The sequence below is a fragment of the Pseudomonas sp. WS 5411 genome, from assembly GCF_012985595.1.
Lineage (GTDB): Bacteria > Pseudomonadota > Gammaproteobacteria > Pseudomonadales > Pseudomonadaceae > Aquipseudomonas > Aquipseudomonas shahriarae.
This window is the reverse complement of the sequence record NZ_JAARMC010000009.1, coordinates 106,238-133,189: the sequence shown is the minus strand read 5'-3', so window position 1 is coordinate 133,189 and position 26,952 is coordinate 106,238. Positions and strand designations below refer to the sequence as shown.

31 protein-coding genes and 1 tRNA gene are annotated in these 26,952 nt (G+C 58.9%); 12 read left to right on the top strand and 20 right to left on the bottom strand.

All coding sequences use genetic code 11. The features are described from left to right. The first annotated feature begins 144 nt into the window (after window positions 1–144). Window positions 145–1,362: an MFS transporter gene (locus tag HBR93_RS15160; protein ID WP_169960600.1), complete on the top strand. Its 1,218-nt coding sequence runs from the start codon at window positions 145–147 to the stop codon at window positions 1,360–1,362. A gap of 38 nt (window positions 1,363–1,400) precedes the next feature. Here HBR93_RS15160 and HBR93_RS15155 read toward each other — a convergent pair whose 3' ends face one another. Beyond that, on the bottom strand, window positions 1,401–1,952 hold the full coding sequence (locus HBR93_RS15155; protein WP_057437724.1) for an RNA polymerase sigma factor: 552 nt from the start codon (window positions 1,950–1,952) through the stop codon (window positions 1,401–1,403). Between the two features lie 262 nt (window positions 1,953–2,214). Here HBR93_RS15155 and sctW point away from each other — a divergent pair, with 262 nt between their 5' ends. The 11 genes from sctW to sctU are packed head-to-tail and all read left to right on the top strand — an operon-like array spanning window position 2,215 to window position 12,417. Beyond that, window positions 2,215–3,306 (top strand): type III secretion system gatekeeper subunit SctW, encoded by a 1,092-nt coding sequence (gene sctW / locus HBR93_RS15150; protein ID WP_169960599.1) that lies wholly within the window; start codon window positions 2,215–2,217, stop codon window positions 3,304–3,306. Further along, window positions 3,303–5,399: a type III secretion system export apparatus subunit SctV gene (gene sctV / locus HBR93_RS15145; protein WP_169960593.1), complete on the top strand. Its 2,097-nt coding sequence runs from the start codon at window positions 3,303–3,305 to the stop codon at window positions 5,397–5,399. The genes sctW and sctV overlap by 4 nt, the downstream gene beginning before the upstream one ends. Window positions 5,400–5,456: 57 nt before the next feature. Further along, window positions 5,457–6,362, top strand: coding sequence for an FHA domain-containing protein (locus tag HBR93_RS15140; protein ID WP_169960619.1), 906 nt, complete (start codon window positions 5,457–5,459; stop codon window positions 6,360–6,362). After that, window positions 6,359–7,717, top strand: coding sequence for a FliI/YscN family ATPase (locus HBR93_RS15135; RefSeq protein WP_057958280.1), 1,359 nt, complete (start codon window positions 6,359–6,361; stop codon window positions 7,715–7,717). The genes HBR93_RS15140 and HBR93_RS15135 overlap by 4 nt, the downstream gene beginning before the upstream one ends. Beyond that, the gene (locus HBR93_RS15130) at window positions 7,704–8,129 is read left to right on the top strand and encodes a YscO family type III secretion system apparatus protein (protein WP_115127420.1); all 426 of its coding nucleotides are present in this window, start codon (window positions 7,704–7,706) and stop codon (window positions 8,127–8,129) included. Before HBR93_RS15135 ends, HBR93_RS15130 begins: the two co-directional genes overlap by 14 nt. Then, window positions 8,126–8,584, top strand: coding sequence for a type III secretion system HrpP C-terminal domain-containing protein (locus HBR93_RS15125; protein ID WP_169960590.1), 459 nt, complete (start codon window positions 8,126–8,128; stop codon window positions 8,582–8,584). The genes HBR93_RS15130 and HBR93_RS15125 overlap by 4 nt, the downstream gene beginning before the upstream one ends. Further along, window positions 8,581–9,603, top strand: coding sequence for a FliM/FliN family flagellar motor switch protein (locus HBR93_RS15120; protein ID WP_115127422.1), 1,023 nt, complete (start codon window positions 8,581–8,583; stop codon window positions 9,601–9,603). The genes HBR93_RS15125 and HBR93_RS15120 overlap by 4 nt, the downstream gene beginning before the upstream one ends. Further along, window positions 9,600–10,253 carry a type III secretion system export apparatus subunit SctR gene (gene sctR / locus HBR93_RS15115; RefSeq protein WP_057958284.1) on the top strand — a complete coding sequence of 218 codons (654 nt, stop codon included), beginning with the start codon at window positions 9,600–9,602 and terminating at the stop codon, window positions 10,251–10,253. The genes HBR93_RS15120 and sctR overlap by 4 nt, the downstream gene beginning before the upstream one ends. 7 nt (window positions 10,254–10,260) lie before the next feature. Beyond that, the gene (sctS, locus tag HBR93_RS15110) at window positions 10,261–10,524 is read left to right on the top strand and encodes a type III secretion system export apparatus subunit SctS (RefSeq protein ID WP_115127423.1); all 264 of its coding nucleotides are present in this window, start codon (window positions 10,261–10,263) and stop codon (window positions 10,522–10,524) included. A 10-nt stretch (window positions 10,525–10,534) separates the two neighbouring features. Further along, window positions 10,535–11,323 carry a type III secretion system export apparatus subunit SctT gene (sctT, locus tag HBR93_RS15105; protein ID WP_169960589.1) on the top strand — a complete coding sequence of 263 codons (789 nt, stop codon included), beginning with the start codon at window positions 10,535–10,537 and terminating at the stop codon, window positions 11,321–11,323. Next, on the top strand, window positions 11,320–12,417 hold the full coding sequence (sctU, locus tag HBR93_RS15100; RefSeq protein WP_128593271.1) for a type III secretion system export apparatus subunit SctU: 1,098 nt from the start codon (window positions 11,320–11,322) through the stop codon (window positions 12,415–12,417). Before sctT ends, sctU begins: the two co-directional genes overlap by 4 nt. Here sctU and HBR93_RS15095 read toward each other — a convergent pair. The 19 genes from HBR93_RS15095 to HBR93_RS15005 all read right to left on the bottom strand — a co-directional run bounded on the left by HBR93_RS15095 (window position 12,414) and on the right by HBR93_RS15005 (window position 26,824). Then, a complete protein-coding gene (locus HBR93_RS15095; RefSeq protein WP_057958288.1) occupies window positions 12,414–12,785 on the bottom strand; it encodes a hypothetical protein in 372 nt (123 codons plus the stop codon). The genes sctU and HBR93_RS15095 overlap by 4 nt on opposite strands. Next, window positions 12,782–12,985 (bottom strand): HrpT family type III secretion system protein, encoded by a 204-nt coding sequence (gene hrpT / locus HBR93_RS15090; RefSeq protein ID WP_169960588.1) that lies wholly within the window; start codon window positions 12,983–12,985, stop codon window positions 12,782–12,784. The genes HBR93_RS15095 and hrpT overlap by 4 nt, the downstream gene beginning before the upstream one ends. Continuing rightward, window positions 12,982–15,123, bottom strand: a complete 2,142-nt coding sequence (gene sctC, locus HBR93_RS15085) for a type III secretion system outer membrane ring subunit SctC (RefSeq protein ID WP_169960587.1) — start codon at window positions 15,121–15,123, stop codon at window positions 12,982–12,984. The genes hrpT and sctC overlap by 4 nt, the downstream gene beginning before the upstream one ends. 15 nt (window positions 15,124–15,138) lie before the next feature. Continuing rightward, complete coding sequence (locus HBR93_RS15080; protein ID WP_115127427.1) at window positions 15,139–15,531, bottom strand: type III secretion protein; 393 nt, start codon at window positions 15,529–15,531, stop codon at window positions 15,139–15,141. 1 nt (window position 15,532) lies between these two features. Further along, window positions 15,533–15,751 carry a hypothetical protein gene (locus HBR93_RS15075; RefSeq protein ID WP_057958291.1) on the bottom strand — a complete coding sequence of 73 codons (219 nt, stop codon included), beginning with the start codon at window positions 15,749–15,751 and terminating at the stop codon, window positions 15,533–15,535. 105 nt (window positions 15,752–15,856) lie between these two features. Next, window positions 15,857–16,447, bottom strand: coding sequence for a type III secretion system stator protein SctL (gene sctL, locus HBR93_RS15070; protein WP_169960586.1), 591 nt, complete (start codon window positions 16,445–16,447; stop codon window positions 15,857–15,859). Then, window positions 16,431–17,012, bottom strand: coding sequence for a type III secretion protein (locus tag HBR93_RS26995; RefSeq protein WP_120731652.1), 582 nt, complete (start codon window positions 17,010–17,012; stop codon window positions 16,431–16,433). The genes sctL and HBR93_RS26995 overlap by 17 nt, the downstream gene beginning before the upstream one ends. Further along, window positions 17,005–17,793 (bottom strand): type III secretion inner membrane ring lipoprotein SctJ, encoded by a 789-nt coding sequence (sctJ, locus tag HBR93_RS15060; protein ID WP_169960585.1) that lies wholly within the window; start codon window positions 17,791–17,793, stop codon window positions 17,005–17,007. Before sctJ ends, HBR93_RS26995 begins: the two co-directional genes overlap by 8 nt. A gap of 6 nt (window positions 17,794–17,799) precedes the next feature. After that, window positions 17,800–18,174, bottom strand: coding sequence for a hypothetical protein (locus HBR93_RS15055; RefSeq protein ID WP_057958294.1), 375 nt, complete (start codon window positions 18,172–18,174; stop codon window positions 17,800–17,802). A gap of 63 nt (window positions 18,175–18,237) precedes the next feature. Continuing rightward, a complete protein-coding gene (locus tag HBR93_RS15050) occupies window positions 18,238–18,417 on the bottom strand; it encodes a hypothetical protein (protein ID WP_057437734.1) in 180 nt (59 codons plus the stop codon). 177 nt (window positions 18,418–18,594) lie between these two features. Beyond that, a complete protein-coding gene (locus tag HBR93_RS15045) occupies window positions 18,595–19,518 on the bottom strand; it encodes a sigma 54-interacting transcriptional regulator (protein ID WP_169960584.1) in 924 nt (307 codons plus the stop codon). A gap of 397 nt (window positions 19,519–19,915) precedes the next feature. Continuing rightward, on the bottom strand, window positions 19,916–21,016 hold the full coding sequence (ychF, locus tag HBR93_RS15040) for a redox-regulated ATPase YchF (RefSeq protein ID WP_057437736.1): 1,101 nt from the start codon (window positions 21,014–21,016) through the stop codon (window positions 19,916–19,918). Between the two features lie 22 nt (window positions 21,017–21,038). Then, window positions 21,039–21,623, bottom strand: a complete 585-nt coding sequence (gene pth, locus HBR93_RS15035; RefSeq protein ID WP_032857782.1) for an aminoacyl-tRNA hydrolase — start codon at window positions 21,621–21,623, stop codon at window positions 21,039–21,041. Window positions 21,624–21,791: 168 nt separating this feature from the next. Next, window positions 21,792–22,391, bottom strand: coding sequence for a 50S ribosomal protein L25/general stress protein Ctc (locus HBR93_RS15030; protein WP_115127431.1), 600 nt, complete (start codon window positions 22,389–22,391; stop codon window positions 21,792–21,794). Between the two features lie 138 nt (window positions 22,392–22,529). Beyond that, entirely contained in the window at window positions 22,530–23,471 is a 942-nt protein-coding gene (locus HBR93_RS15025) for a ribose-phosphate pyrophosphokinase (RefSeq protein ID WP_003171603.1), read from the bottom strand. A 45-nt stretch (window positions 23,472–23,516) separates the two neighbouring features. Next, window positions 23,517–23,591 (bottom strand) — tRNA-Gln (locus tag HBR93_RS15020). A 36-nt stretch (window positions 23,592–23,627) separates the two neighbouring features. After that, the gene (ispE, locus tag HBR93_RS15015; protein WP_115127432.1) at window positions 23,628–24,476 is read right to left on the bottom strand and encodes a 4-(cytidine 5'-diphospho)-2-C-methyl-D-erythritol kinase; all 849 of its coding nucleotides are present in this window, start codon (window positions 24,474–24,476) and stop codon (window positions 23,628–23,630) included. A gap of 1 nt (window position 24,477) precedes the next feature. Then, window positions 24,478–25,095, bottom strand: a complete 618-nt coding sequence (gene lolB, locus HBR93_RS15010; protein WP_057437742.1) for a lipoprotein insertase outer membrane protein LolB — start codon at window positions 25,093–25,095, stop codon at window positions 24,478–24,480. A gap of 4 nt (window positions 25,096–25,099) precedes the next feature. Next, window positions 25,100–26,824: a tetratricopeptide repeat protein gene (locus HBR93_RS15005; RefSeq protein WP_115127433.1), complete on the bottom strand. Its 1,725-nt coding sequence runs from the start codon at window positions 26,822–26,824 to the stop codon at window positions 25,100–25,102. Window positions 26,825–26,952 lie beyond the last annotated feature (128 nt).

Below are 26,952 nucleotides of genomic sequence, written 5' to 3'. Positions count from 1 at the left end.
TGGCGCGTTCGGCGCCTGGCTGGTGTTCGCTGCAACGATTCACCTACTCGTTAGCCTGCTAACGGGATAGCCTTCCTGCCCCATTAAGTGGCACATTGTCACACCTGCACCTGTGCATCCATCTGCTGTACGGAAACGTTCCTCATGGCCCTTACCAATTCCCAGCCTTCAGTGGCTACGGCGCCGGCCGCGGCGCAATCCAGCCCGTTGGTCATGCGTATCATCGGCGCCGTGGCGCTGGCGCACTTGATCAATGACTTGATTCAGGCGGTGTTGCCGTCGATCTACCCGATGCTCAAGCAAAGCTATGGCCTGACCTTTACCCAGGTCGGCCTGATTACCCTGACGTTCCAGCTCACGGCCTCGCTGCTGCAGCCGTGGGTGGGGTATTACACCGACCGTCATCCCAAGCCGTTCCTGTTGCCCTGCGGGATGATCTGTACGCTGGTGGGGATTTTGATGATGTCCCAGGTCGGCAGTTTCCCGCTGATTCTGCTGGCGGCGGCGTTGATCGGTATTGGCTCCTCGACCTTCCACCCGGAGGCGTCCCGCGTGGCGCGCCTGGCCTCGGGTGGGCGTTATGGCCTGGCGCAGTCGACCTTCCAGGTGGGCGGTAACGTGGGTTCGGCGTTTGGCCCGTTGCTGGCGGCGGCGATCATCATTCCGTTCGGCCAGGGCAATGTCGCCTGGTTCGGCTTGTTCGCGGTGTTTGCCCTGGGCGTGCTGTATGCGATCAGCCGCTGGTACCGCAACCATTTGAACCTGTTCAAGCTCAAGCAAGGCCAGGCCGCCACCCATGGCCTGTCGAAAAACCGTGTGCTCGGCGCGCTGGTGGTGCTGGGGCTGTTGGTGTTCTCCAAGTACTTCTACATGGCCAGTTTCACCAGCTACTTCACCTTTTACCTGATCGAGAAGTTCGACCTGTCGGTGGCCAGTTCCCAGTTGCATCTGTTCCTGTTCCTCGGCGCGGTGGCGGCGGGTACGTTCTTTGGCGGGCCGATTGGCGACAAGATCGGCCGTAAGGCGGTGATCTGGTTCTCGATCCTCGGTGTGGCGCCGTTCACCTTGCTGTTGCCCCATGTCGACCTGTTCTGGACCAGCGTGCTCAGTGTGGTGATCGGTTTTATCCTGGCCTCGGCGTTCTCGGCGATTGTGGTGTACGCGCAGGAATTGGTACCGGGCAACGTAGGGATGATCGCCGGGGTGTTCTTTGGCCTGATGTTTGGGTTTGGCGGGATAGGCGCGGCGTTGCTGGGGCATCTGGCGGATATTCATGGCATCGAGTACGTGTACACGTTGTGCTCGTTCCTGCCATTGCTCGGGGTGCTGGCGATTCTGTTGCCTCGCACGAAAAAAGCGTAAAGCCGTAAGGTTTGCCCTATCCCTGGGCAACACCTTTCCTACTGGTAGGGGTGAGACTTTGTCGCGCGTTTGAGCTGTTCCCGCGCCCGGGACAGTCGGGAGCGGACGGTACCAATCGGGATCGCCAGGGCGTCGGCGGTGTCCTGGTAGCTGCCGTCGGTTTCCAATGAGGCATACAAGGTATTGCGCATTTCCAGGGGCAGGTGCTGGATGGCACTCAGAGTATTTTCCAGGCGGCGGCTGATCTCAAATTGGCGCGCCAGATCCTGTTCTTCGTTCTGCCCATGGGAGAGCGCTTCGTCGAACTCGCAATGCACCGGCTTGGCATAGAGGCGGCGGAAGTGATTGCGGATCAAGTTCAGCGCGATCCCGCACATCCAGGTGCTCAGTGACGCCTGCGCGCTGAAGTGATGGCGGTTGCGCCAGGCCTCCAGATACGTCAGTTGCAGGATGTCGTCCGCATCCTCTGGGTTCAGTACGCGTTTATGAATGAACCGGCGCAGGCGCTTGTGGTGGTCGTCGGACAGATCTTGGATGGATTGGCTAGGGTCACGGGGTAAATTAACTAAAACACTGATAGGGATATCCATGATTTTTCCTCAGGGTAGAAGCAGTCGAAATGGTTTCGACGAGAACCCTGTTAGCACCGCTTGTGCCAAGCGCGGAAAGTCTCTATCTGGTTGATAAATATAAGGAAATATCTTGTTTTAGGTGTTTTTCATGCAAGGCCTTGCACAAAGCATCATGAGTTTGTGCAGGTATTTTCATTGCCCTGGGAAATGACGGCGAAGATGGAACTGTATCGGGTGCTGTAGCCACACAAGGATACGAATCTCTTGTCCTGGCACTCCCATGAAAGTCGATCCCAACCTTGATGTGCAAAATCACCCGCAGTTGAATCAGCCGGCATCTACACGGTTCGAGAGTGGGCCGTCGTCGCAGATAAACGCCCCCATCGCTGACGATTTCAGTGAGATGTTCAGCCAGGAGGTCGCACGCAACGCCACGTCCCTGAGCGAGCGTCAACTGGGCTTGCGTACGCCTCCGGCCGAGCAGTTGGTCCAGCTCTATGAGCAACTGGGTCATCCGGCCCAGGCGAAAATGGCGACCATTGCCCGTAATGTCAGGGGGCAATTGCTGTTCCGCGCCGGCGTCGGCAAAATCATGCAGATCACCGGCAACGACCCGGCGCGGGCCTATGTGGTGCTCAAGCACGTGGCGCTCCAGGCGGATGCTGAGGGGCGTACTGCGGAGGCTAGCCTGGCACGCAGTTCCCTGACTGATCTGGAGAACCACTACCAGCCGCAGATCCAGGCGGGCCTGAACACGGCGATGGCGCTGCAGGCCGGCAGCGATGACCCACAGATGCGCCAGGCGGTGCGCAGCCTGTATTACACCAGCGTGGTCACGACCCAATCGCTGGCGACCCTGATGCAGTCGCTGCTGGGGCTGTATGGTGAAGGTGACTTCGAGACGGGGCTGAAGCTGATCCGCCGGGCCCTGGCCGATGATATTGCCGCGCAGACCTCGTCGGTCGATCGGGGCCAGTTGCGCACTTTGCTGTTGGGCCTGAACGACTGCAGCCGGCTGAGCGGTGTGCTCGCGCGCTGCAAGGAGCTGATCGGGCGCTCCCTGCTGTTGTACCCCGAACTGCATCTGGATCCGCTGGGTCTGTTGCAGCGCTTGCTGGGGTATGCGGCCAATGGTCTTACGCCCCACGAAATCAAGCACCTGGCCAGGGACCTGGGGGGGAGTGAGCTGTCTCACCAGTTGAGTTCCCTCGGCGCCTTTTTTCCCGAGCTCAAAGCCTTGCCCCTGGCCTGGTGGTGCGATGCAAGACGGCGCGAAGAGGCCGTGAACAGCTACAAGCAGGTGCTGCTTGAATACGCCATGCAGGAGCGAGGCGCGCGACATACCCACACGTGGCCAGGGCTCAAGGCATGAGTGCGTTGCGGGCAATCAACGGGGTGCTGTTGAAGGTTGCACAGCGTGCCGAGGTGCTGGGCGCGGTGGTCGTCATGGCCATTGTGTTTATCTTTATCGTGCCGTTGCCCACCTGGCTGGTGGATATCCTGATTGCGGTCAATATCTGTATTTCGTGCCTGCTGATCGTGTTGGCGTTGTACCTGCCGGGGCCGCTGGCCTTTTCCTCGTTTCCGTCGATCCTGCTGCTGACCACGATGTTTCGCCTGGCGTTGTCGATTGCCACCACGCGTCTGATCCTGCTGGAGCAGGACGCCGGTGACATTGTCGAGGCGTTCGGCAACTTTGTGGTGGGCGGCAACCTGGCGGTGGGGTTGGTGATCTTTATGATCCTGACCCTGGTGAACTTCCTGGTGATCACCAAGGGCTCGGAACGGGTTGCGGAAGTGGCCGCGCGTTTCAGCCTCGATGCCATGCCCGGCAAGCAAATGTCCATTGACAGTGACCTGCGTGCCGGCCTGATTGATGGCAACCAGGCCCGGGACAAGCGTGAGCAACTGTCCCGTGAAAGCCAGTTGTTCGGGGCCATGGACGGGGCGATGAAGTTCGTCAAGGGGGACGCTATCGCCGGGCTGATCATTGTGGTGATCAACTTGCTGGGCGGTTTTGCCACCGGCATGTTCCAGCATGGCATGAGCGCCGGCGACTCCATGGCGTTGTACTCGGTACTGACCATTGGTGACGGCTTGATCGCGCAGATCCCGGCCCTGCTGATCTCGCTGACGGCCGGCATGATCATCACCCGTGTGGCGCCGTCCGGTCGCAACAAAGGCAGCAACAACATGGGCGCCGAGATTGCCCGGCAAATGACCAGTGAGCCCAAGAGCTGGATGATCGCCTCGGTGGGCATGCTCGCGTTCGCGACGCTGCCGGGGATGCCCACGGTGGTGTTTATCCTTATTTCGCTGATGACCGGCAGCCTGGGTTATTACCTTACGCGCCAGCGTCAGCGTGAGCAGCAGGCGCAGGAACCGGTCGCCGATACCCTCCCGCCGGAGCAGAACGGGCTGGAGGACTTGCGTGGTTTCGATCCGTCGCGGCCTTACCTGTTGCAGTTTCCGCCGGCCCTGCAGGATAGCCCGCTGGTCACTGAAGTGATCCACGGGGTGCGCCAGAGCCGCAATAGCCTGGTGACCCAGATCGGCTTGACGCTGCCGCCGTTTGAAGTCGAGTTTGCGCCTACGCTGGCCGACGATGAGTTTCGCTTCTGCGTGCATGAAGTGCCCATATTGAAGGCCACCCTAGGTCACTGGGTCGGCGTGGAGCTGGCGGCACTGTCGGCCGAGCCTGAAAGCGGCAGCAGGGGCCTGGTGGAGCGTGATGAACAGGACTGGGTCTGGTTCACCCCCGATGACCCGGTGCTGGCGGACGAACACCTGGCGCGCTCGACGGCGTACAGCTTGCTCCAGGAGCGGATGACCCGGGCGATGTTGCTCAGCGGCCCGCAGTTTCTCGGGATTCAGGAGAGCAAGGCGATTCTCAGTTGGCTGGAGTTCAACCAGCCGGAGCTGGTGCAGGAGCTGCAGCGGATCATGCCGCTGTCGCGGTTTTCATCGGTGTTGCAGCGCCTGGCCGGTGAGGGCGTACCCCTACGGGCGGTGCGGCTGATTGTCGAGGCGCTGATCGAACACGGTCAGCATGAGCGTGAGCCGGATGCCCTGGCTGACTATGCACGCATAGCCCTCAAGTCGCAGATTCTCCACCAATACAGCGAAGTCGACGGCCTGCATGCCTGGCTGCTGTCGCCCCACACCGAAAACGTATTGCGCGATGCCCTGCGCCAGACCCAGACGGGGGTGTTCTTTTCCCTGGATCACGAAAGCAGTGCGGCGCTGGTCAGCCTGCTCAAGCAAGCCTTTGCCGTGCGCCCCAAGAGCAAGAGCGTGCTGCTGGTGGCGCAGGACTTGCGCAGCCCCTTGCGCACCCTGCTGTTGGAAGAGTTCAACCATGTGCCGGTCCTGTCGTTCGCCGAGCTGAGTGCTTCATCCAAGGTCAAGGTGCTGGGGCGTTTTGATCTGGCCCGGGACGATCTGATGCGCGAGGAGGTGGCATGAGGGCGTTGGTGAGTCTTGCGCGGGCCAATGTCGTTCCAGCGGTGATGAGGCTCGATGATGTTTGAATTGCGCGTGCTTGATGGTCTGCACCAGGGGGCTGCGCTGCCGCTGTTTGGCGGGCAATGGCTGATTGGGGCCCACCCGGATGCTGATCTTTCGCTGTATGACGAAGGTATTGCCGAGCGGCATGTGCTGTTGCGTTGTATCGAGCAGCGCTGGTCGGTGCAGGCCGAAGAAGGGCTGGTGCGGGCCGGCGACGGTCGGCTTCTGGCGCAGATTGCCGACCTGGCACTGGGTAGTCCTTTTACGATTGGCAATGTTCGCCTGTGTGTCACCCTGGCCGACCAGCCTTGGCCGCAAGCAGCGATGCCTGCTGCCGATGCGCCTGCGTCCAGGCCGGCCGGCCAGGCGGTGCCGGCATTAACGTTGTCCTCGATTTCCGGGCCGCAACAGAAGCGCATGCTCAGCCTGGTGCTGGTGATTGCCGTCATCATTACGGCGGTGGGCCTGGCCACCACGGGCGACCACGAGGCACAGGCATCGTTGATGCCGGTGAAAAGTCAAAAAAACGAGCTGGACTCACCCTACGAAGTCCGCCAGCAACTGCTGAAAATGCTCAACGAGCGTGAGCTGGGTAATCGGATCCGCCTGCAGGTGATCAATGGCCAGGTGGCTCTGGACGGTGACGTTTCCCTGGACGAGGTGGGAGTGGTGTCGCGCATGCTCAGTCGTTTTGGCGAGCAGTTCGAGACCTCCGTGCCGGTGATCAGCCGGGTCAAAGAGCGCAGCGCCGTGTTCCCTTTCAAGATCCTGCAGATCGTCGGCGGGCCCAACGGGCATGTGGTCCTGGATGAAGGCAGCCGGCTGTTTGTCGGGGATGAAGTGGATGGCTTGCGGCTGGTCCTGATTGATAACAGCAAGGTGGTGTTCGACGGCGTGCAGCGCTATGAGGTGCGCTGGTGAGTGGCGAGCTGCAGGCACGCCTGGAGGCCTGGCAGCAGGACCGATCACAGGCCCTGGCCAATTTTGCGCCGGTCTCGGTACGTGGGCGTATTCAGCGGGTCAACGGCATGTTGCTGCAATGCCGCTTGCCCGACGCGCGTATTGGCGATTTGTGCCAGGTGGAAAAGTCCACGGGCGACTACATGCTGGCCGAAATTATCGGTTTCGATCAGCAGGATGCGGTGCTCAGTGCCCTGGGTAACCTGGAAGGCGTGCGCGTGGGGGCCAGTGTCGAGCAGTTGGGGGTTGCGCATCGGGTGCGGGTCGGCGATGACCTGTTGGGCCAGGTGTTGGACGGCTTTGGCCGCCCGATTACGGGGGAGGGGGCCAGCGCCTTTGTCGAGGCGCACGCCCACGATACCAGCCTGGTGTTGTGCGAGGCGCCGTTGCCCACCGAGCGGCCGCGGATCCACCGCGCATTGTCCACCGGGGTGCGTTCGATCGACGGCCTGCTGACCCTGGGTGAAGGCCAGCGCGTTGGCCTGTTCGCGGGGGCCGGCTGTGGCAAGACCACCTTGCTCGCGGAGATCGCCCGTAACGTCGACTGTGATGTGATTGTGTTCGGCCTGATTGGCGAGCGGGGCCGCGAGTTGCGCGAGTTTCTCGATCATGAACTGGATGAGCAACTGCGGGCCAAGGCGGTGCTGGTGTGTGCGACGTCCGACCGTTCAAGCATGGAGCGCGCCCGGGCTGCCTTCACCGCCACGGCACTGGCCGAAGGCTACCGACGCAAGGGCAAGCGGGTTCTGTTGCTGATCGACTCCCTGACCCGTTTTGCCCGGGCCCAGCGCGAAATCGGCCTGGCTGCCGGCGAACCGCTGGGGCGTGGCGGCCTGCCGCCGTCGGTGTACAGCTTGCTGCCGCGTCTGGTAGAGCGCGCAGGGCTGACCCGCGAGGGGGTGATCACGGCGATCTATACGGTGCTGATCGAGCAGGACTCCATGAGCGATCCGGTGGCCGATGAAGTGCGCTCGCTGCTCGATGGCCATATCGTCTTGTCGCGCAAATTGGCCGAGCGCGGCCACTACCCGGCGGTGGATGTGCTGGCCAGCCTGTCACGGATTTTGAGCAACGTCGCCGAGCCCGCGCATATCCAGGCCGGGACGGCACTGCGTCGCTTGTTATCGGCGTACCAACAGATCGAGCTGATGCTCAAGCTGGGGGAATACCAGCCCGGCAACGATGCCCTGACGGACCTGGCCGTGGACAGCCGCCAGGCGGTGGATGGCTTCCTGCGTCAGGACTTGCGCGAGCCGGCACCGATGCCGATGACCCTCGATCAATTGATGAGCCTGACCACCCATGTCCCTTTCTGAACTCGACACCTTGCGGCGTCTGCGCAGGCATCGCGCCGACCGCGCCGAGCGCGCGTTGCGTGAGGCCAAGCGGCACCAGCAGGCCTTGTTGGCGCAAATCCAGCAGGCCCAGGACGCCCTTGAGCAGACCCGCCTGGAGGAAATCCAGAAAACCGCAGAGCTGTTGGAGAAGCACCAGGGGCAGGTGCTCTCGCTGTCCCAGCTCAAGTCCTGGGGGACCCAGGAGCGCACTTTGTCCGCCGGAACCCGGCGCGAAGAAGGGCAGTTGCATGAGCTGCATGGCCGGCGTGAGGAGCAGGTGGTGCAGGTCGCCAGTGCGCAGCAACAGGTGAGCCAATGCCTTAAAGAGGTCGAGAAACTTCAGGAGTTGTCCGTTTTGTTGGCTCAGGAAGCAATACAGGAAGAAATATGACGCAAGTTCCAGCAAGCAAACCCGAACGCCCGCGTCTGTGTGAGCCTCGGGACGACAGGGAGCCGGTGATGGTGGGCGGCATGGCCAGGGAGCTGGGGCAGTTGTTTACTCATCTGCTTGGCGATAACGAAGAGGGCGCCGGCTACGGCCCATCGGGCACGGGCGCTGCGGCGCCCGCCGATATCTTGATGATTGAAGCCATTACCGGCCAGTTGCTCCCCCAGATCCGTGGGGGAGTGCAGTGGCCCCTGCAGGCGTTGCTGTATCTGCCGCGCCTGGGCCGGATCAATGCCAGTGTGCGTCGTGAACAGGGGGCCTGGAGCATCGAGTTGGCGGCAGAACAGGAGCTGACCGCCCGTTGGCTGGGGGGCGTGCGCCAGTGCTGCGAGGAGCGTTTGGCCGAAGGGTTGGGCCAGCCGGTCAATGTGCATCTGGTGCATGTGGGGACGGCATGATCTTGCCGACCTTGGTCATTCCATCGGTCAAAAGCGGCACGGTGGCGGCGAGGCTTCGTTTGGGGCGCGGCTTGCGCATGGGGTTTACGGTCCAGGACCAGCAGGGAGAGTTGCTGCTGGAACCCGGGCGCGCGCCCAGAAGCGCTGCCCCCCTGTATTTCGACAGTGCTTGCGGCCTGCTGGCCTTCAGCGAGCCGGGGCCGATGTTCAGCCTGCTGGGGGAGTGCCCGGTGACGCTGGCAGAGGCTGGCAATGATCCGGATTCCTGGTTCTGGGAGCTGTTCCAGCACCACTTGAGCCCTCAGGTGCGAGCGCTGTTCGGTTACCTGCGCCTTCGCACGCCTCCTGGAAAACTGAATTTCGGTTGCCGGCTTACGGTGACGCTGGGGCCCTCCAGGGTGGTGGGGTATCTGTTGCTGACCCCTGAAAGTCTGTTGGCGCTGTGCGAGGCGGGGCACTGGCAGCCGACGGCCCAGCCATTACCGGCCTCGTTTCAACTGGCGATTGCCGTGACGCTGGGGCGCTTGCAGCTACCCCTGACCCAGGTTCGCAGCCTGCGTGTCGGTGATGTGGTGATGCTGGAGCAGGCCTTTTTTGATGTGCACGGCAATGGTCGGTTGCGGATGGGAAGGCATCGCGTGCATGGGCGCCTTGATGATGAATCGGGGTCTGTGTGCCTGACACTTATATCTATCGAGGAGACGTCTGTGGACGAGGATCTTTCAGCACAACATTACTCAGGGTATGACGAGCATGATCTTGATGAACCCGTGGTAGATGTTTTTGGCCATGAGCCTTTCGATGAGTTGAGCATGGCCTTGAATGTGCGCTGTGGGACCCTGAACCTGACCCTCGGGGAGCTGCGCAATCTGGCCCCCGGCGCGGTGTTGAGCATCGCGGGCTACGCCCCGGGCATGGCAGGGCTTTACTACGGCGATCGACCGATTGGTCAGGGCCAGTTGGTGGAGGTGGATGGACGCCTCGGCTTGCAGTTGTCCCGTGTGATTTTCGCGCGATGACTTTTCAGGGGATCGACCCCATTGTCCTGGCGTTGTTTCTCGCGGCATTGTCGTTGATGCCTATGTTGTTGATTGTCTGCACGGCCTTTCTGAAAATCGTCATTGTGCTGATGATCACCCGCAACGCGATTGGCGTGCAGCAGGTGCCGCCCAGCATGGCGTTGAACGGCATAGCGCTGGCGGCAACCCTGTTTGTCATGGCGCCCGTGGGATATGAAATGGCACAGAATGCCAAGCAATTCCCCGTGGACATGAGCAGCGTGCAGCGCCTGCAAGAAACGGGGCTAGAGGCGATAAAGCCGCTGCGCACCTTTATGAGCCGCAACACCGACCCGGACGTCCTGACCCATTTGGTGGAAAACACCGCGCGCATGTGGCCGCCGGAGATGGCGCAAAACGCCCATCGCGATGACCTGTTGCTGCTGATCCCGGCTTTTGTGCTTTCGCAGTTGCAGGCAGGGTTCGAGATCGGCTTCCTGATCTATGTGCCTTTTATCGTCATCGATCTGATTGTTTCCAACCTGTTACTGGCGCTGGGCATGCAGATGGTCTCACCCATGACCATTTCCTTACCCCTCAAGTTGTTGTTGTTCGTGCTGGTGTCCGGGTGGTCGCGCCTGCTCGACAGCTTGTTCTTTTCTTATCTCTGAGTGGCCTATGGAACCGATCCTACTCTTCAAACAGGGCATGTTGCTGGTGGTGGTGCTATCGGCACCTCCGTTGATCGTGGCAGTGATCGTCGGCGTGATTACATCTCTGGTACAGGCCCTGATGCAGATACAGGACCAGACGCTGCCCTTTGGCATCAAGCTGGTGGCGGTTGGCATTACCCTGATCCTGACGGGGCGCTGGATTGGCGTGGAATTGATCCAACTGATCAACCTGATGTTCGACATGATCGCCCGTTCGGCCTTGAACTGAGGTACGACCGGTGCTGCCTTATCTCGACTTCCTGGTCAGCCTGGTGATCGCCATGGCACGCATCTACCCTTGCGCGTTCCTGGTGCCGGCCTTCTGTTTTCAACATATACGCGGTATGCCCCGGCATACCATTGTGATGGTCATGGCGTTTATGCCGGCGCCGATGATCCATGCTGCGCTGGCGGGCAACGAATACTCGGTGCTGATGCTCGGTGGGCTATTGCTCAAGGAGGTGGGCCTGGGGGTTTTGCTGGGTGTCTTGTTGTCCATGCCATTCTGGATGTTCGAGTCGGTAGGCGCGCTGCTGGATAACCAGCGTGGGGCCCTGGCGGGCGGGCAACTGAACCCCTCGCTCGGCCCGGACGCCACGCCCGTGGGGCATTTATTCAAGCAGGTGGTGATTTTCCTGATGATTGCCACCCTTGGGCTGGGCGTATTGACCCAGGTTATCTGGGATAGCTACCTGATCTGGCCCGCCACGGATTGGCTGCCGGTGGTGGCCGTCAACGGTTTCAGCGTGTTCGTTGGGCTGCTTGGCGAAACCTTCACACACATGATGCTTTACGCTGCGCCTTTTATCGCGGTGCTGCTGTTACTGGAGTTCGGTTTCGCCTTACTCGGGTTGTACAGCCCACAGTTGCAGGTCAGTACCTTGGCAATGCCGGCAAAGAGCCTGGCGGGACTGGCCTTTTTACTGCTGTATTTTCCATTGCTGCAAGATCTGATCGTAGGGCGCATGGGGCTGCTGGGCGACCTTAAGCATGCCCTTGGCCTGATGTTCCGGGGCGTGAACCAATGAGCGATTCCGGCGAGAAAAAACACGCGGCAACGCCCAAGAAGCTCAAGGACCAACGCAAGAAAGGCCAGGTTGCACAAAGCCAGGACGTGCCCAAGTTGCTGGTGCTCACCGCGATCAGCGAGATCGCGTTGCTCACCGCCGAAACCAGCATGCAGCGCTTCCAGCAGTTGATGGTGTTGCCGTTTTCGCGCTTGGACCAACCGTTTGTTCGCGCCCTGGAAGAAGTGTTGCTCGATGGCCTGGTCGTTTTTTTCTCGTTTGGCCTGTTGATGTGCGCGGTGGCGATCGCGACGAAACTGATCAGCAGTTGGATGCAGTTCGGCTTCCTGTTTGCCCCGGAAAGCCTGAAGCCGGATTTCAATCGCCTCAATCCGCTGAACCAGCTCAAGCAGATGTTTTCCGCCCAGTCGGTGATCAACCTGTTGATGGGGCTGGGCAAGGCATTGCTGCTCTCGCTGATTCTGTATGTGGTTATCACCCCCTCTTTGCAGGTGTTGATCAACCTGGCCACCAGCGATCTGCAAAGCTATATCGTGGCGCTGATCGCGTTGTTTCGTCACTTGCTGCATGCCTGCCTGGGGCTGCTGCTGGTGCTCGCGCTGATCGACCTGGCCATGCAGAAGCACTTCTTTGCCAAGCGCATGCGCATGACCCAGGTGGAGGTGGTCAAGGAGTACAAGGACATGGAGGGCGACCCCCACGTCAAGGGGCAGCGGCGTTCCCTGGCTTACCAGCTCGCCCAGGAAGAACCCAAGATCAAGCTACCCAAGCTGGAAGAGTCCGACATGCTGGTGGTCAACCCCACGCACTATGCCGTGGCGTTGTACTACCGCCCCGGCAAAACCCCGCTGCCGATGCTGGTGGACAAAGGCACGGATGCCCTGGCCCGTAAGTTGATTGAACGGGCCAAGTCCGCCGACGTGCCGGTGATCCAGTGTGTGTGGTTGGCGCGCATGCTGTATGAGCGCAAGCTGGGCGCGCCGATTCCCCGGGAGACCCTGCAGGCAGTGGCGCTGATCTATCGCACCTTGCGTGAACTGGATGATGAAGCCAAGCGCCAGACCCTGGAGTTGCCGGAGCTTGCGCGCCGCTAGGGCGCGCGGTGTACATCCAGCGCTTCGAGCCGGGCCAGGGAAAGCATGCGGCTGAGGGTGTCAGCGGGCGAGTGGCCACAGGAGGGCAGTGCATGCCAGATCACCAGGCTGCCCTTGGCATCGAGGAACACAAAGCACCCATCGAACGCCGTTGCGTGTTCAAAGCGCCGCTCCAGCACCCGTTCCAACTGGCCGACCTGCAACGCCTCAGGCGCAATCTGCAAGGCCAGGCCGGGTTGCGAGCCGGGATTCAAACGGCACAGGCCAATGCCCGGGTGCAGCGAGTGGTAAGCGACACGGCCGCTCACCAGGTTCTGCAGAAACTCCTGGTCATGCGAACCAGCGTCGGGTAATGGCATGACCGTCATCGCTCCAGGGAGATTGTCTGGTAAACCGAGCGCTCCCCCGAGGGGCCGTGTTCGACACGCATTTGCGGCGGCCACCACACCACCAGTTTGTCGGCGCTCGATTGGGGGCGGGAGCAGGAGTCGCCTCGACATGTCGGTGTACACCCCTCCATCAGCAGCGTCAGGCCGAGGAGGGTGATGCAGGCGATTCGCTGTTTCATGGCGCAGTTTTCCGTGTTGGGGTGAGCAGGGAGGGGCGGGTCACACCGATATGTTCATCCTTCACCACCGGGCGCATGGCGATGAATACCTCGGCCTCTTCACCGGGCTTGAGCCAGGCCCGCGGCCAGACACCGACGGCCAGGGTCTGGGAGTTGCTGCATTCCTTCTCATCGATGCGCACGTTGCGCTTGAACTGGTTACGCAGCACGACCACCGCCACGTTGAACTGCGGGCCGGTGTACCACTGGCTGCGTTCGGTGTTGAGCGCCAGCAGATCACGGGTGCTGCACAAGGTGTTCAGGCCTAGCGGCATAGGCTCAGCCTTGAACGTGTGGGGCACTTGACCGGTGACCAGGTGTGCAAGGGCGCTGGTGATATCGCTGCGCTTGATCACGGGCTGATGCTCGGCATAGCGCCTGGCCAAGGGCTTGAGGGCGGCCTGCAGTTCCGCCTGGTCGTCCTGGGGCAAATAGCGCGACGGGTCCGCCTGGTCGCCGATCACCCGCGGGGTCAGGATAAACAGGCGTTCACGGCGGTTGTTCTTGCGCTCGGTGGAGGAGAACAGCGTCTTGCCCAGCAAGGGGATATCGCCCAGCACCGGCACTTTATTGCGTCTGTCGGCGCTTTCAGTGACATGGAAGCCGCCGACCACCAGCGAGCGTTTTTCCGCCATCACCGCCTGGGTGCTGACCTTGCCGCGGCGTACATCGGGGCCGATGCGTTCGGGGTTGGTTTCGTCGAAGTTGCCGTCTTCAATATCCACCGCCAGATGGACCTGATGGCTGCCGCGCGAGGTGATGACCCGTGGCACCACCTGGAAACTGGTGCCCACGGTGATGGGCAAGATGGTCGCGTTTTCGACGCCAGCGGTCAGGTACTGGGTGCGATTGAAGTCAATCACCGCCGGCTGGTTTTCCAGGGTCAGCACCGAAGGGTTGGACACCATGGTCGCCAGGCCCTTGGCCTCCAGGGCGCGGATATCGGCGTAGAAGCGGTCGCGGTTTTCAATCGACATCTGCGCGGAGGTACCCGGCGCCATGTTCACCCCGCCACGAAAGCGGCTGTTCTGGAAACCCCAGTTGACCCCGAACTCACGCAGCTGCGTGCGCTCGATATCGAGAATGATCGCGTCGATCTCCACCAGCTTGCGTGCCACATCGAGCTGGGCGATCAGCTCGCGGTACATTGCCTGGCGCTCTGGCAGGTCATAGATCAATACGGCGTTGTTACGCACATCCGCTTCAACGCGGATCCGGCCTCTTGCAACCGGGGCTCTGGTGGTGAGCGGCATGCCTGGATTCATCTGCCCGAGGGGAGCTGGCGCGCCGAGCATCTGGTCCAGCATCGGGTTGCTCAGGCGGGGCAGGATCGGGGTGACAGGCGAGGGCTGCGATGACGAGGCGGGACGTGAGGTCCTCGACGAAAGCACTGAGGTGTCCCGAGGTTCCAATAAGCCTCGCAACATGCTGGCAACCCCGGGGATGGCCAACTTTTCGCCACGATAATCAATCGGGCGGTCTGCTGCGTTGGCGAACTTCAGCGGGAACGTCAGCACACTCTGTTTTTCATCGGGAGATTTACGCTGGCTGCTGAAATGCTTGATCTGGTCGATATAACGCTTGGGGCCCGACACTAGCACCACACCATCGTCAGGTAATTCTCCCCAGCCGAAACGGCTATCGAGCAGGCCAATGTCGGTCAAGGCCTGCTTCAAGTCCGCCACGGTTTCGGAGGAGACTTCCAGGCGCGCGGACTCCTGTTGGTCCAGGGTGCTGATGTACAGCGTGTTGTTGTACATGTACCACTGGAAACGATGTTCTACTCCCAGCCTGTCGAGCAGTGACTGGGGGGTATCAGCGCGGATCTTGCCATTGACGTTGCCCTCCAGCAGGCCGTCGATCTGCAATTGCGTGCCAAAGGTCTGGGCGAAATCCTCCAGGACTTCTTGCACCGGCTTATGTTCGGCTTCATAGGCATACGCGGTGTTTTTCCATTCACTGGGGATAGCCGCGAGCGTACTTTGCAGGGGCATAAGCAACCAGGGTAACGCTAGCAGGCAGCGCCAATCGGCTATTTTTCGCGGGCCTGCAGGCGAGACGGCGCGCAAGCGATTGCGCTTGTCGATCTTGTTATACATGGGGGAACTCTCTGATTAGTACGGCAGCGAGCGTAGTGACAGGGGCTTGTGTTTCAGGTTTGGCTTTGCGAGACGCTTGATCATTGCGCGCCAGGTGTCGCGCTGGTTGAGCAGCGTTTCGAGTGTGTTGCACAACAGTTCTGGACTGCACCCACTGATCAATTGTTGACGCAGCCAGAGCGCACCACTTTCCGGTGATTGGGCCAGCGCTCCTTGGAAGTGGTTCAGGCTGGCGCGTCCCAATCGCATCCAGTTTTGCAGGGTGGATTTGTCGGGCCGTTCCTGAGTCAGTTGCACACTTAACAGCAGCACTGGGCCAGAGCGCCGTAAGACAATCTCATCGTTGCCCTCCATCAGGCTGATGTGTTCAGTTTGGTCGTTCATCCAGCGGGCAATCAGCGCATCCACCTTACTGCACGCCGTCAGCAACTATTTTGAGAATGGTATGGCTGGCGCGAACGGCCTCGTTGTAGGCGATCAACGAGTAACGCTCCTGTTTCATCAACTCAGCGAACAAATACTCATCGAAATCTGTGTTGGCAAAATCTTCGTTTATATCGGCTGCCTTGTTTATGCTGCTCTGCAGTTGTCTGAGCAGGTTCTTTTTCACGTCGTGGTGGAAATCCATATATTTTTCTCCTGATGTGTCTGAGCTATGTGGTTCCCCTCAAATTTCAGTTCCATTTGTTTCGGTGTTTATTGATACATCTGTTCGGCAACGCTCCCTGACCCGTCAGGCACCTGGTGTTTGCACGTCACGGACCAGTACTGTTTCGCACAGGCTGGCCCAGTTGATACAGAAGTCCCCTTCCTCCGTTTCCAAGACCAGGGATTGAGGACGGACCCGGTCATCAGGACGTAGTGTCCAAAACGTGGCGTGCTGCCTGGAAAGACAGCGTTCTACCTCGGCACACTCAAGTGGGTGACAGAGGAGTGTTGCCTTGCCTGATGGAACTTGAGTCGCCAGTAATTGCTTGACCAAGGCGCTAAGGCGCTGTGCCACAGGTGCTTCTTCAAGCAGGCAGAGGATGGTCTGGTTGGCAATAGAGGTGGCATATTGCTCCAGGTTGTCGCACATAACGTGCTGTTGTTTTTCCCATTCCTTGAGTTGCGCATTGGCCCGCCGCCAGAACTCCAGTGTGAGCTTTTCAAGGGCTTTTTCCCGGTGTTCGGTTGCCTGGCGCAGCAGTTCCTTGGCTTGGACCTTGGCACGGCTCAACAATTGACTGGCCCTGCGGCAATCCGCCAGCATTTCCTGGGAAATCAGGGTTTGCGGTAATCCTGGAGCACCGGTGCACAACTCGATTTTACGTATGTTCAACATCATCCGTTCTCTGCTCAGTTTGATAAGTGAAGGATTGCTCGCTTGGCATGGTGGTTGCTCGCCAGACTATGGCCTGCCACAGCGTGTCCAGGCGGTTTCGAGCATCATTGAGTGCGGGTGTGTGCTCTTCAGGGGGGTGGGTCCGACGGCGCTCAAACCGCAATCGAAGGCGTTGCCAGATGGCTGGGGTTACCCAGGCACGTAGCAATTGCAGTGGGTCTTCTTTACCGGACAACAGCGTGTCTGGGCGTAGTGCCTTGGACAGGCGCTGACACCACTCGTATTGGTCTTGGCTCAACTGGCTATCGGTGGCGGGGCGACAAACGTTGTCCAGCAGCGCCAGCATGCTCTCGAGTTGCTCCTGGGGGGCCAGCGCCAAGCGAAGGATTGTGGGGTGGGGCGTGGGCGGCAGGCAGGGTTCGATACCCAGCCGGGTATTCACGAAAACGTGCCGTGGGTGGCACAGGGCGCTCTGTGCATGATATTCGTCGAAGTTGCCCCAGTCGCTGTGTGAAAACTTCCACGGGAAAGCCCACCATCGGGCCCACTCCAACTGCTCACTCATGGGCCGGGGTGGCCGTGGTGAGTGTCTCACGCCGCAGGCGTTGACCACGCCTATGCCAGAACAGGGCGCCAGCCGGTACAAGTACTATGACGGCGGCTATCAACGCGAGGGTGCTGCGCCAAAAAACAAGGTCATCGCCCGGTATCAGAAACGGGCCGAAATAGCTCAGGCGTTGCTGCTCCTGGTAAGCCGTTGCGGGTACGAATACCACGGTCAGTTTTTGTGAGTTATCGACGGCCGTGGCCATGCCGGGAATGCTACTGGCGACCATCCGCCGGACGCGTCCGTGGATACTGTCAGGCTCCAGTCGCGGATCGTGTTTGATAAAGACCGAAGCGGATGCAGGTTGCACGGGTTCTCCAGGTGCAACGCGTTCTGGCAACACTACGTGGACCCGGGCGACAATCACCCCATCGATATTTGACAAGGTCGCCTCCAACTCCTGGGACAAGGCGTAGATGTAGCGGGCACGTTCCTCCAGTGGGGTGGAGATGACGCCTTCCTTGCGAAAGGTATCGCCCATTGTGGCGCGGGCCATCTTGGGCAAACCGACGGCATCAAGTGTACGCACTGCACGACTGATATCGGCGCTGTTCACTCGTACAACCACACCATCTTTGGCGGGGATTTTCTGGGCGCGTATGTGTTTGTCTGCCAGTTCCGCAATCACCTCATTGGCTTCCTGCTCGGAAAGCTGGCGACGGAGTTCGACACTGTCATTACACCCCGTGAGCACTAATGTCAGAGATAAAACCAACCCGGTGACCAGGAGACGAATCATGTTTACCTACTGCAGGTTGCTGATTTTTTCGATGAGCTGGGCACCCTTTGAGAGGCCCTTGACCAGCATCTGTGTTCCCAGCACCGTAGTGGACAGTTGGGTGGAGTAGCCGAGCGAGAAGTTTTCTCTCGTGCCGTTCCCCATCGCTTTCAGGGCTCTGCCCATATAGTTTGACGATTTGAGCAACTGGTTGGACATGTCCGTGAGGGCGTTCGGCGTAACCGTTGGGGCTACGGCTATTGCAGCTTGGCCTGAGTGCTCCAGGCTTGAGATGAAAAAGTTCACATCCTCGCTTTGGAACACAGGAGATGTAGCCATTGTGGAGGTTTTCAGGCGCTTTTCATCGGTTGATGAAAACGCCTGTAGCGCTTCTGTACGCATATAAAATCCCGAAGCTAGGCAGTGAGGCTGCGTCCCCTGCCAGGAGGCAGGGGACGCAGTGGGTTATCGAATTGCTTCAATATTTTTTTTCTTTTCACTCAGCTTGAAGGATTCGTTACCTTCCTTCAGGGATTCACGCTGGATGGCTCTACGTTCTGCTTTCAGGTCTTCGTTATCTCCGCCGCCAAAACCCAAATTTGAAGAGCCGCCACTATTACTATTACCAACGCCACTGACACCCATATTTGTTTACTCCATGATCATTAACGTAAAAGGTGTTTGCTGACAGTGTTTCAAATGCCCCTTGACGTTGGGCAGTCAAAGCCTGTAGCCATTATCTATGTGGTTGCAAATAGCATGTCGTTCCAAAGCCTGTGGGAGGAGCTGTATCGAAATATGTCCTTGTTGAGCAGTCTTCATTCACTCCAGCGATATTCCCAGTTGCTTCATTCGATGGTATAGCGTGCGTTTGGCGATATTCAGTTCGGTCGCCACACTGTCCACGTTATAAACATGGCGGCGCAGGGATTCTTCAATCAGAAGTTTCTCTATTTGCTGCAAGCGTTCTTTTAAGTTCAAATTATTGTCTTCGGTGCTCATTAAAGGCACTGAAGTTGGAGGCAGTCCCAGCACGAAACGCTTGGCGGTTGAGCGCAACTCTCGGACGTTACCGCTCCATGGGTGACACAGCAATTGTTGAATGAGGGTGCTGGGCGGTTGTGGAACTGGGCACTTAAAGTACTCTGCCTCTTGCCGGATCATGTTAAAAAATAACGGGATAATCCGCTCGGGGCGTTCACGTAAGGGGGGGAGGGTGATGTTGACGACATTCAGGCGAAAGTACAGGTCTCGTCTGAACGCACCTTGTTCCACCATGTCGTGCAGCGAATGTTGGGCTGAGGCTATGATGCGTATGTCCAGCGGGATAAACCGCGTAGAGCCCAGCCGCTCGACACCCCGAGCCTCCAGCACACGCAGCAATTTCGCTTGCAAAGTGAGTGGCATGCTATCGATTTCATCCAGGTATAAAGTGCCCAGATGGGCGGCTTCAATAAATCCTGCACGTGATTGTATGGCCCCGGTATAGGCGCCACTGTTGACTCCGAACAGTTGGCTTTCTGCAAGGCTTTCCGGTATCGCTGCGCAATTGATGGCAACAAAGTTACCTTTTCGATGAGATAAACGGTGCACACGTTGCGCCAGTGTATCTTTACCAGTGCCTGTTTCGCCCAACAGCAATATATCGATGTTCTGCGTGGCGGTATTGTGGATTGTGCTTTCGATATCCGGGCACTCGGTTAGCGATGTGTCAGTCTCGAACTCGTACTGATAGGAGGTCGACATATTGCTGTTGCTCCAATAATGTGTCGCTTCACTATTGTGGGATTAAAAGTTTGTTATATGTTGGTAAGTAGATAGTAAAATTTCTGGATTGTCATCGTGGTTAAAAATGGTAAATGGCGGCTTTGTTGTGCGAAAGGCTTGGCGGCCTGGGGTTTTATATAAGTCAAGTGTCTGGTTGTGTGGATATGCTTATTCTCGGCAGGAATAGTCTACAAGTAGCTGTGAGTTTTCTGTTGAGAAGATTTTTTGTCTGCGGAGTGGAATATTTGTATTTGAATCTTTTGATTTATAAGGTAAGTGATTGTTTCGTTGTGATGGGTAACAGAAATCATCGCCCACAAAAAAGCCGATGCAGAGCATCGGCTTTTTGTTCTACCGCTTGGATCGTACAGCCAGCTTACACGTTGAAGCGGAAGTGCATCACATCGCCATCCTTGACGACATATTCCTTGCCTTCCAGGCGCCATTTACCGGCTTCCTTGGCCCCGGCTTCACCCTTGAACTGGATAAAGTCGTTGTAGGCGATCACTTCCGCGCGGATAAAGCCTTTTTCGAAGTCGGTGTGGATCACACCGGCAGCCTGTGGCGCGGTGGCGCCGACCTTGACGGTCCAGGCACGTACTTCTTCGACGCCGGCGGTGAAGTAGGTCTGCAGGTGCAGCATTTCGTAGCCCGCACGGATCACGCGGTTCAGGCCAGGCTCTTCCAGGCCCAGGGCCTCGAGGAACATGTCTTTCTCTTCGCCGTCTTCAAGTTCGGCGATTTCCGCTTCGATCTTGTTGCAGACCGGTACAACCATTGCGCCTTCTTCTTCGGCAATGGCCAGGACCACGTCGAGCAGCGGGTTGTTCTCGAAACCGTCTTCAGCCACGTTGGCGATGTACATCACAGGCTTGGTGGTCAGCAGGTGGAAGCCCTTGATCACGGCCTTTTCGTCGACGCTCATGTTCTTCATCAGGCTGCGTGCCGGCTTGCCCAGGGTGAAGTGTGCGATCAACTGCTCCAGCAGGGCCTTCTGGACCACTGCGTCCTTGTCGCCGCCCTTGGCGTTGCGCGTGACCTTTTGCAGTTGCTTCTCGCAGCTGTCGAGGTCGGCGAAGATCAGTTCCAGGTCGATGATCTCGATGTCGCGTTTCGGGTCGACGCTGTTGGAGACGTGAATCACGTTCTCGTCTTCAAAGCAGCGGACCACGTGGGCGATGGCATCGGTCTCACGGATGTTGGCGAGGAACTTGTTGCCCAGGCCTTCACCTTTCGACGCGCCAGCCACCAGGCCGGCGATGTCGACGAACTCCATGGTGGTCGGCAGGATGCGCTTGGGATTGACGATGGCCGCCAGGGCCTCCAGGCGCGGATCGGGCATTGGCACGATACCGGTGTTGGGTTCGATGGTGCAGAAGGGGAAGTTCTCCGCCGCAATACCGGACTTGGTCAGGGCGTTGAACAGGGTGGACTTGCCGACGTTAGGTAAGCCGACGATGCCGCAATTGAATCCCATGGTGTTTCCCCTCGCAAAAAAGTCAGGCCTTCTGGCTGTGCAGGTTTTTCATCGCACGGTTCCATTCACCGGCGAAGATATCCGGCAGCACGCCGAGGGCAAAGTCGATGCTGGCATCGAGTTTTTCCTGTTCGGCGCGTGGCGCACGACCCAGGACGAAATTTGAAACCATACTGGCAACGCCTGGGTGGCCAATGCCGAGCCGCAGACGGTAAAACGTATTCTGATTGCCCAACTGCGCAATGATGTCGCGCAGGCCATTATGACCGCCGTGGCCGCCGCCTTGCTTGAGCTTGGCAACGCCGGGCGGCAGGTCCAGTTCGTCATGGGCCACCAGGATTTCTTCGGGTTTGATCCGGAAGAAGCCCGCAAGCGCCGCGACAGCCTGGCCGCTGCGGTTCATGTAGGTGGTGGGAATCAGCAGACGAACATCCTGACCCTGATGCGAGAAGCGTCCGGTCAGGCCAAAATATTTGCGATCGGCCACCAGATTGATGCCTTGGGCGTGGGCGATGCGCTCAACAAAAAGGGCCCCCGCGTTGTGCCGGGTCTGTTCGTATTCGGCGCCTGGATTTCCCAGGCCAACGATCAGTTTAATGGCAGTCACGACAGGGGCCCTTCCTTTGGAGTTGTGGATAACATCGCCGCAACCTCATTGCGGCGAAAGTGGACGACAGGAGCTCACTTATCCAGAGATAAACTTCGCGTTATCGCCCGCTTTCTCGCTACGTTTCGGTCCGCGATGTTTCCTCAAGCTCCGGCATTACAGAGTGAATTACTCTGCAGCGCCTTCTTCAGCTTCTGGAGCAACACGTGGAGCGTGGACGTTGGCAACAGCCTTGTCATCACCGTGAGCCAGAGCAACGAACTCAACGCCTTTAGGGGCCTTGAGGTCGGACAGGTGAACGATGTCACCGATTTCCAGAGCCGACAGGTCGACTTCGATGAACTCAGGCAGGTCTTTAGGCAGGCAGGTCACTTCGATCTCGGCGATAAGGTGCGAGACTTCGCCGCCTTTCTTGACCGGAGCTTCTTCACCAACAAAGTGCACAGGTACGATAGCGGTCAGTTTCTGACCTGCTACGACGCGTACGAAGTCAGCGTGCAGCACGTGACCTTTAGCTGGGTGACGTTGCAGGGCCTTGATGATGACGTTCTGCTTTTTGCCGCCAACGTTCAGCTCGATGATGTGGCTGTAGGCCGCATCGTTTTCGAGCAGTTTGGCAATTTCTTTAGCCAGCATGCTGATGGACTCAGGGGCTTTTTCGCCACCGTAGACTACAGCTGGAACCAGGCTTGCGAGACGACGCAGGCGGCGGCTCGCACCTTTCCCCAGGTCGGAACGCAGTTCAGCATTCAAAGTAAAATCGTTCATGTTGTATCTCCAAAATAACCACATTCGCCCCAGCGTTTGCGACCAGCGCTAAAGGCGATATGGGCAAAAAAGCCCCGCCCCAGCATTGTGCTGGGGCGGGGCGCTTTTCGTCAGGTTGATGCCGCCAGGGTTTGACCCTTAGCGGAACATCGCGCTGATCGATTCTTCATTGCTGATACGGCGAACCGCCTCAGCAACAACCGGTGCGATATCCAGTTGACGGATACGTGCACAGGCTTGAGCAGCAGCGGACAACGGGATGGTGTTAGTCACCACCAGTTCATCCAGCACAGAGTTCTCGATGTTCTCGATCGCTCGGCCCGACAGCACAGGGTGTGTGCAGTAGGCGAAGACTTTAGCCGCACCGTGCTCTTTCAAGGCTTTTGCCGCGTGGCACAAGGTGCCGGCGGTATCAACCATGTCATCGACCAGAATACAGGTACGCCCTTCGACATCACCGATGATATGCATCACTTCAGAGTGATTGGCTTTCTCGCGGCGTTTGTCGATGATCCCGAGGTCCACGCCCAGGGATTTGGCAACAGCCCGTGCACGCACGACGCCACCAATGTCCGGGGACACGATCATCAGGTTTTCAAAGCGCTGGTCTTCGATGTCATCCACCAGAACGGGGGAGCCGTAGATGTTATCTACCGGAATATCGAAGAACCCCTGGATTTGGTCAGCGTGCAGGTCAACCGTGAGAACACGGTCGATACCTACCACGGTCAGCATGTCAGCGACGACTTTCGCGCTGATAGCCACACGTGCGGAACGCGGACGGCGATCCTGACGGGCATAACCAAAGTAAGGGATTACAGCTGTGATTCGAGTCGCTGAGGAGCGGCGGAAGGCATCAGCCATCACGACGAGTTCCATCAGGTTATCGTTGGTCGGAGCGCAAGTCGGCTGAATAATGAAAACATCTTTACCGCGGACATTTTCATTGATCTCGGCTGTAATTTCGCCGTCGGAAAACTTACCGACAGAGATGTCACCGAGAGGGATATGCAGCTGACGTACGACACGTCGAGCCAGATCGGGGTTAGCGTTCCCCGTAAAGACCATCATCTTGGACACGCGCAGTACCTAGAGGCTGAGGGTAACCTGGATGAGTATAGAAAATGGCAGGGGCGGCTGGATTCGAACCAACGCATGGCAGGATCAAAACCTGCTGCCTTACCGCTTGGCGACGCCCCTGTATCTGTTGCAACGAGTACCCAGTACTCGGTTCCTTTAGAGCAGACTTTGCAGCTTGCGATGCAACATCGAAACGTTGCTTCCCTTTGCTACAAACCCTGTAAGGGTCTCTGTAAGAAGGGCCGAGACTTTATCAGCTTCAGCTTTGCTTGGGAAGCCCCCAAACACACAACTTCCAGTTCCGGTGAGTTTTGCTTCGGTAAATTTACCTAACAAATTCAATGCGTTACGTACATCTGGATAACGCCTTGCTACCACCGGTAAGCAGTCATTTCGACTGTTTCCCTTGGGAACGGGGCGCACTTTAATGGGAGAAGAGTTACGTGTCAACAACGGATCTGAAAAAATTTCTGCTGTACTTACAGATACTTGCGGAACAAGCACGACATACCACGGCTCTTCGGGGTCTACAGGGGTGAGTTTTTCCCCTACACCCTCAGCAAATGCGGCGTGTCCACGCACAAAAACCGGGACGTCGGCGCCCAGGGTCAGGCCCAGTGCGGCCAGGCGATCTTCATCCCAGCCAAGCTGCCACAAGTGATTGAGGCCGAGCAGGGTGGTCGCGGCATTCGAGCTGCCACCACCGATACCGCCACCCATGGGCAGGATTTTGTCGATCCAGATATCAATGCCCAGCGGGCAACCGGATTGTTCCTGAAGTTTTTTTGCGGCCTTCACGATCAGGTTGCTGTCATGGGGCACGTCGGCAAATTCGGTGTGCAGCTGAATCACGCCATCGTCGCGCACGGCGAAGGTCATCTCATCGCCATAATCGAGAAATTGAAACAGCGTCTGCAACTCGTGGTAGCCGTCTTCACGACGTCCGAGGATGTGCAGCATCAGATTGAGCTTGGCCGGGGAGGGCAGGGTCAGGCGTTCGCTCATGTCACTGCCCCAGCTTGCGTGGTTGCCAGTCCTTGATCACCAGCGTGACGTCAAGGTTGGAGCCGTGCAGCTTGATGCGTTCGGGCAGCCAGTAGCCGCTTTGTTCCACATAGCTGAGGTATTCGACCCGCCAGCCATCCTGCTCCAGGGTGGCCAGGCGGCTGTCGCCATTGAGGCTCAGACGGCTCTTGCTCTCGGGCGCGGGCAGGCCGCGAACCCACCAGACCAGATGGGAGACCGGCAGCTTCCAGCCGACCTGCTCTTCAAGCAAGGCTTCCGGCGATGGCGCTTCGTAGCGGCCCTGGTTGGCCACTTCCAGGCTCACTTGCCCCGGTCGACCGGTCAGGCGCGCAGCACCGCGACCCAGGGGGCCAGAAAGGCGGATGTCGTAATAGTCCTGGCGTTGCAGCCAGAACAAGGTGCCGCTGCCCGAATCCTTCGGTGCGCGAACCCCGATCTTGCCTTCGATCTGCCAGCCATCAATGCTGCTGAGCTGATCCTTATGCTGTCGCCACTGTGCCGGGTTGCCCTGGCCTTCGACGGACTCACGGGCACCGAAGCCCGCACAACCGGCGAGCAGGGCGATAAAACTGAAAACGATGGCGTGGCGCAAAAACATAGAATTAAAGAGTCTCGGATCCGGTCAGGCGCTTGATGGTGCTGCGCAGGATAGGGCTGTCGGGTTGTTCCTTGAGGAACTTGCCCCAGATTTGTCGGGCTTCGCGTTGTTTGCCCTGGGCCCAGAGCACTTCGCCCAGGTGCGCGGCGACTTCCTGGTCGGGGAATCGCTCCAGGGCCTGGCGCAGCAGGCGTTCGGCTTCATCGAGGTTGCCCAGGCGGTAATTCACCCAGCCCAGGCTGTCGAGCACTGCCGGGTCTTCCGGGTTGAGCTGGTGCGCCTGTTCGATCAGAGCCTTGGCCTCGGCATAGCGCGTCGTACGGTCTGACAAGGTGTAACCCAGGGCGTTCAGTGCCATGGCATTGTCCGGGTCGCGCTTGATGATCAGGCGCAGGTCTTTTTCCATCTGCGCCAGGTCGTTGCGTTTTTCGGCCAGCATGGCGCGGGTGTACAGCAGGTTCAGGTCGTCGGGGTATTGCAGCAGGGCCTGGGCGAGGATTTTCCAGGCGCGCTCCCCCTGATTGTTGGCCGACAAGGTTTCGGCCTGGATCAGATACAGCTGGATGGCGTAGTCCGGCTCGGCATCGCGGGCGGCGGCCAGGCGTTTTTCGGCTTCGTCGGTGCGGCCGTTATTCATCAGGATATCGGCCTGGCGCAGTTGTGCCGGCAGATAGTCATTGCCGGGGCCGACCTGGGCGTACTCGATCAGCGCGCCTTGCGGGTCATCCCGTTCTTCGGCGATGCGCCCCAGGTTCAGGTGGGCCGAATCGACATGGCTTTCCCGCGCGATCAGGTCTTCCAGGTAGCCCTTGGCCTCTTCCCAGGCCTTGGCTTCCAGGCAGACCAGCGCCAGGGAATAACGCAATTCGTCATCGTCCGGGTATTGCTGGACCAGGCTGGCGAACTCCACCTTGGCGTCTTCCATGCGGTCCTGTTCTACCAGCATGCGCGCATAAGTCAGGCGCAGACGCTTGTCGTCCGGATACTTCTTGATGCTTTTTTGCAGCAGCGGCAAGGCTTCCTTACCGCGGTTGAGGCTTTGCAGCAGGCGCGCGCGCAGCAGCAGCGGGGCGATCTCACCTTCTTCCGGCGGGTTTTGCTCCAGCAGCTTGAGGGCTGCTTGCGGTTCGTCATCCTGTTGCAGCAGCAGCGCCTTGCCAAATACCAGTTGGCCATTGCTCGGGTGCTTTTGCAGCAGGCGGTCGAAACTCTTCATCAGGCCATCGCGGGTGTCCTGGTCGGTGTCGGCAGCAGACAGGGCGAGGAAGTCGAAATGGGTATCGCCCTTGCCCTGCAAGACTTTCTCCATATAGACCATGGAGTCGTCGTAGCGCCCGGCACGTGCCAGCTGGATTGCCGCAGCGCGTTGGGCTTCGAGATCGTCCGGGGCGTTTTTCGCCCAGATCAGTGCGGTGTCCAGGGCGGCCTGGTCGGCGCCCAGGTATTCGGCGATGCGAAACGCGCGCTCGGAAATCCCCGGGTCCTGGGTATTGATGGCCTGGGTCACGTAGTTATCCAGGGCAATGTCGAAACGATTGCGCTGGCCGGCCAGCTCCGCGCTCAGCAGGCTGAACACCGTTTCTTCGCTGAACGAGGAATAAACCTTGGGCTTTTCAGGGGCGGGGGTGTTGTCTTCCACCGGCGCAGGACTCTGCGGCGATACGGGGGCCATGGACTGGCAGCCGCCTAGGAAGGCAAGGGCAAGGAGCAACGCGGAAGATCTATTCATATAGGAAGAGGACGACTAACCTGCGGTCGGATCATCATGACACAAGCCCTCGGCCAAACATAACCGAGTCTCAATTGGCGCCTTTATAGGCATAGGGCATTAGGACAATAGACGACGGTGGTTGTTCT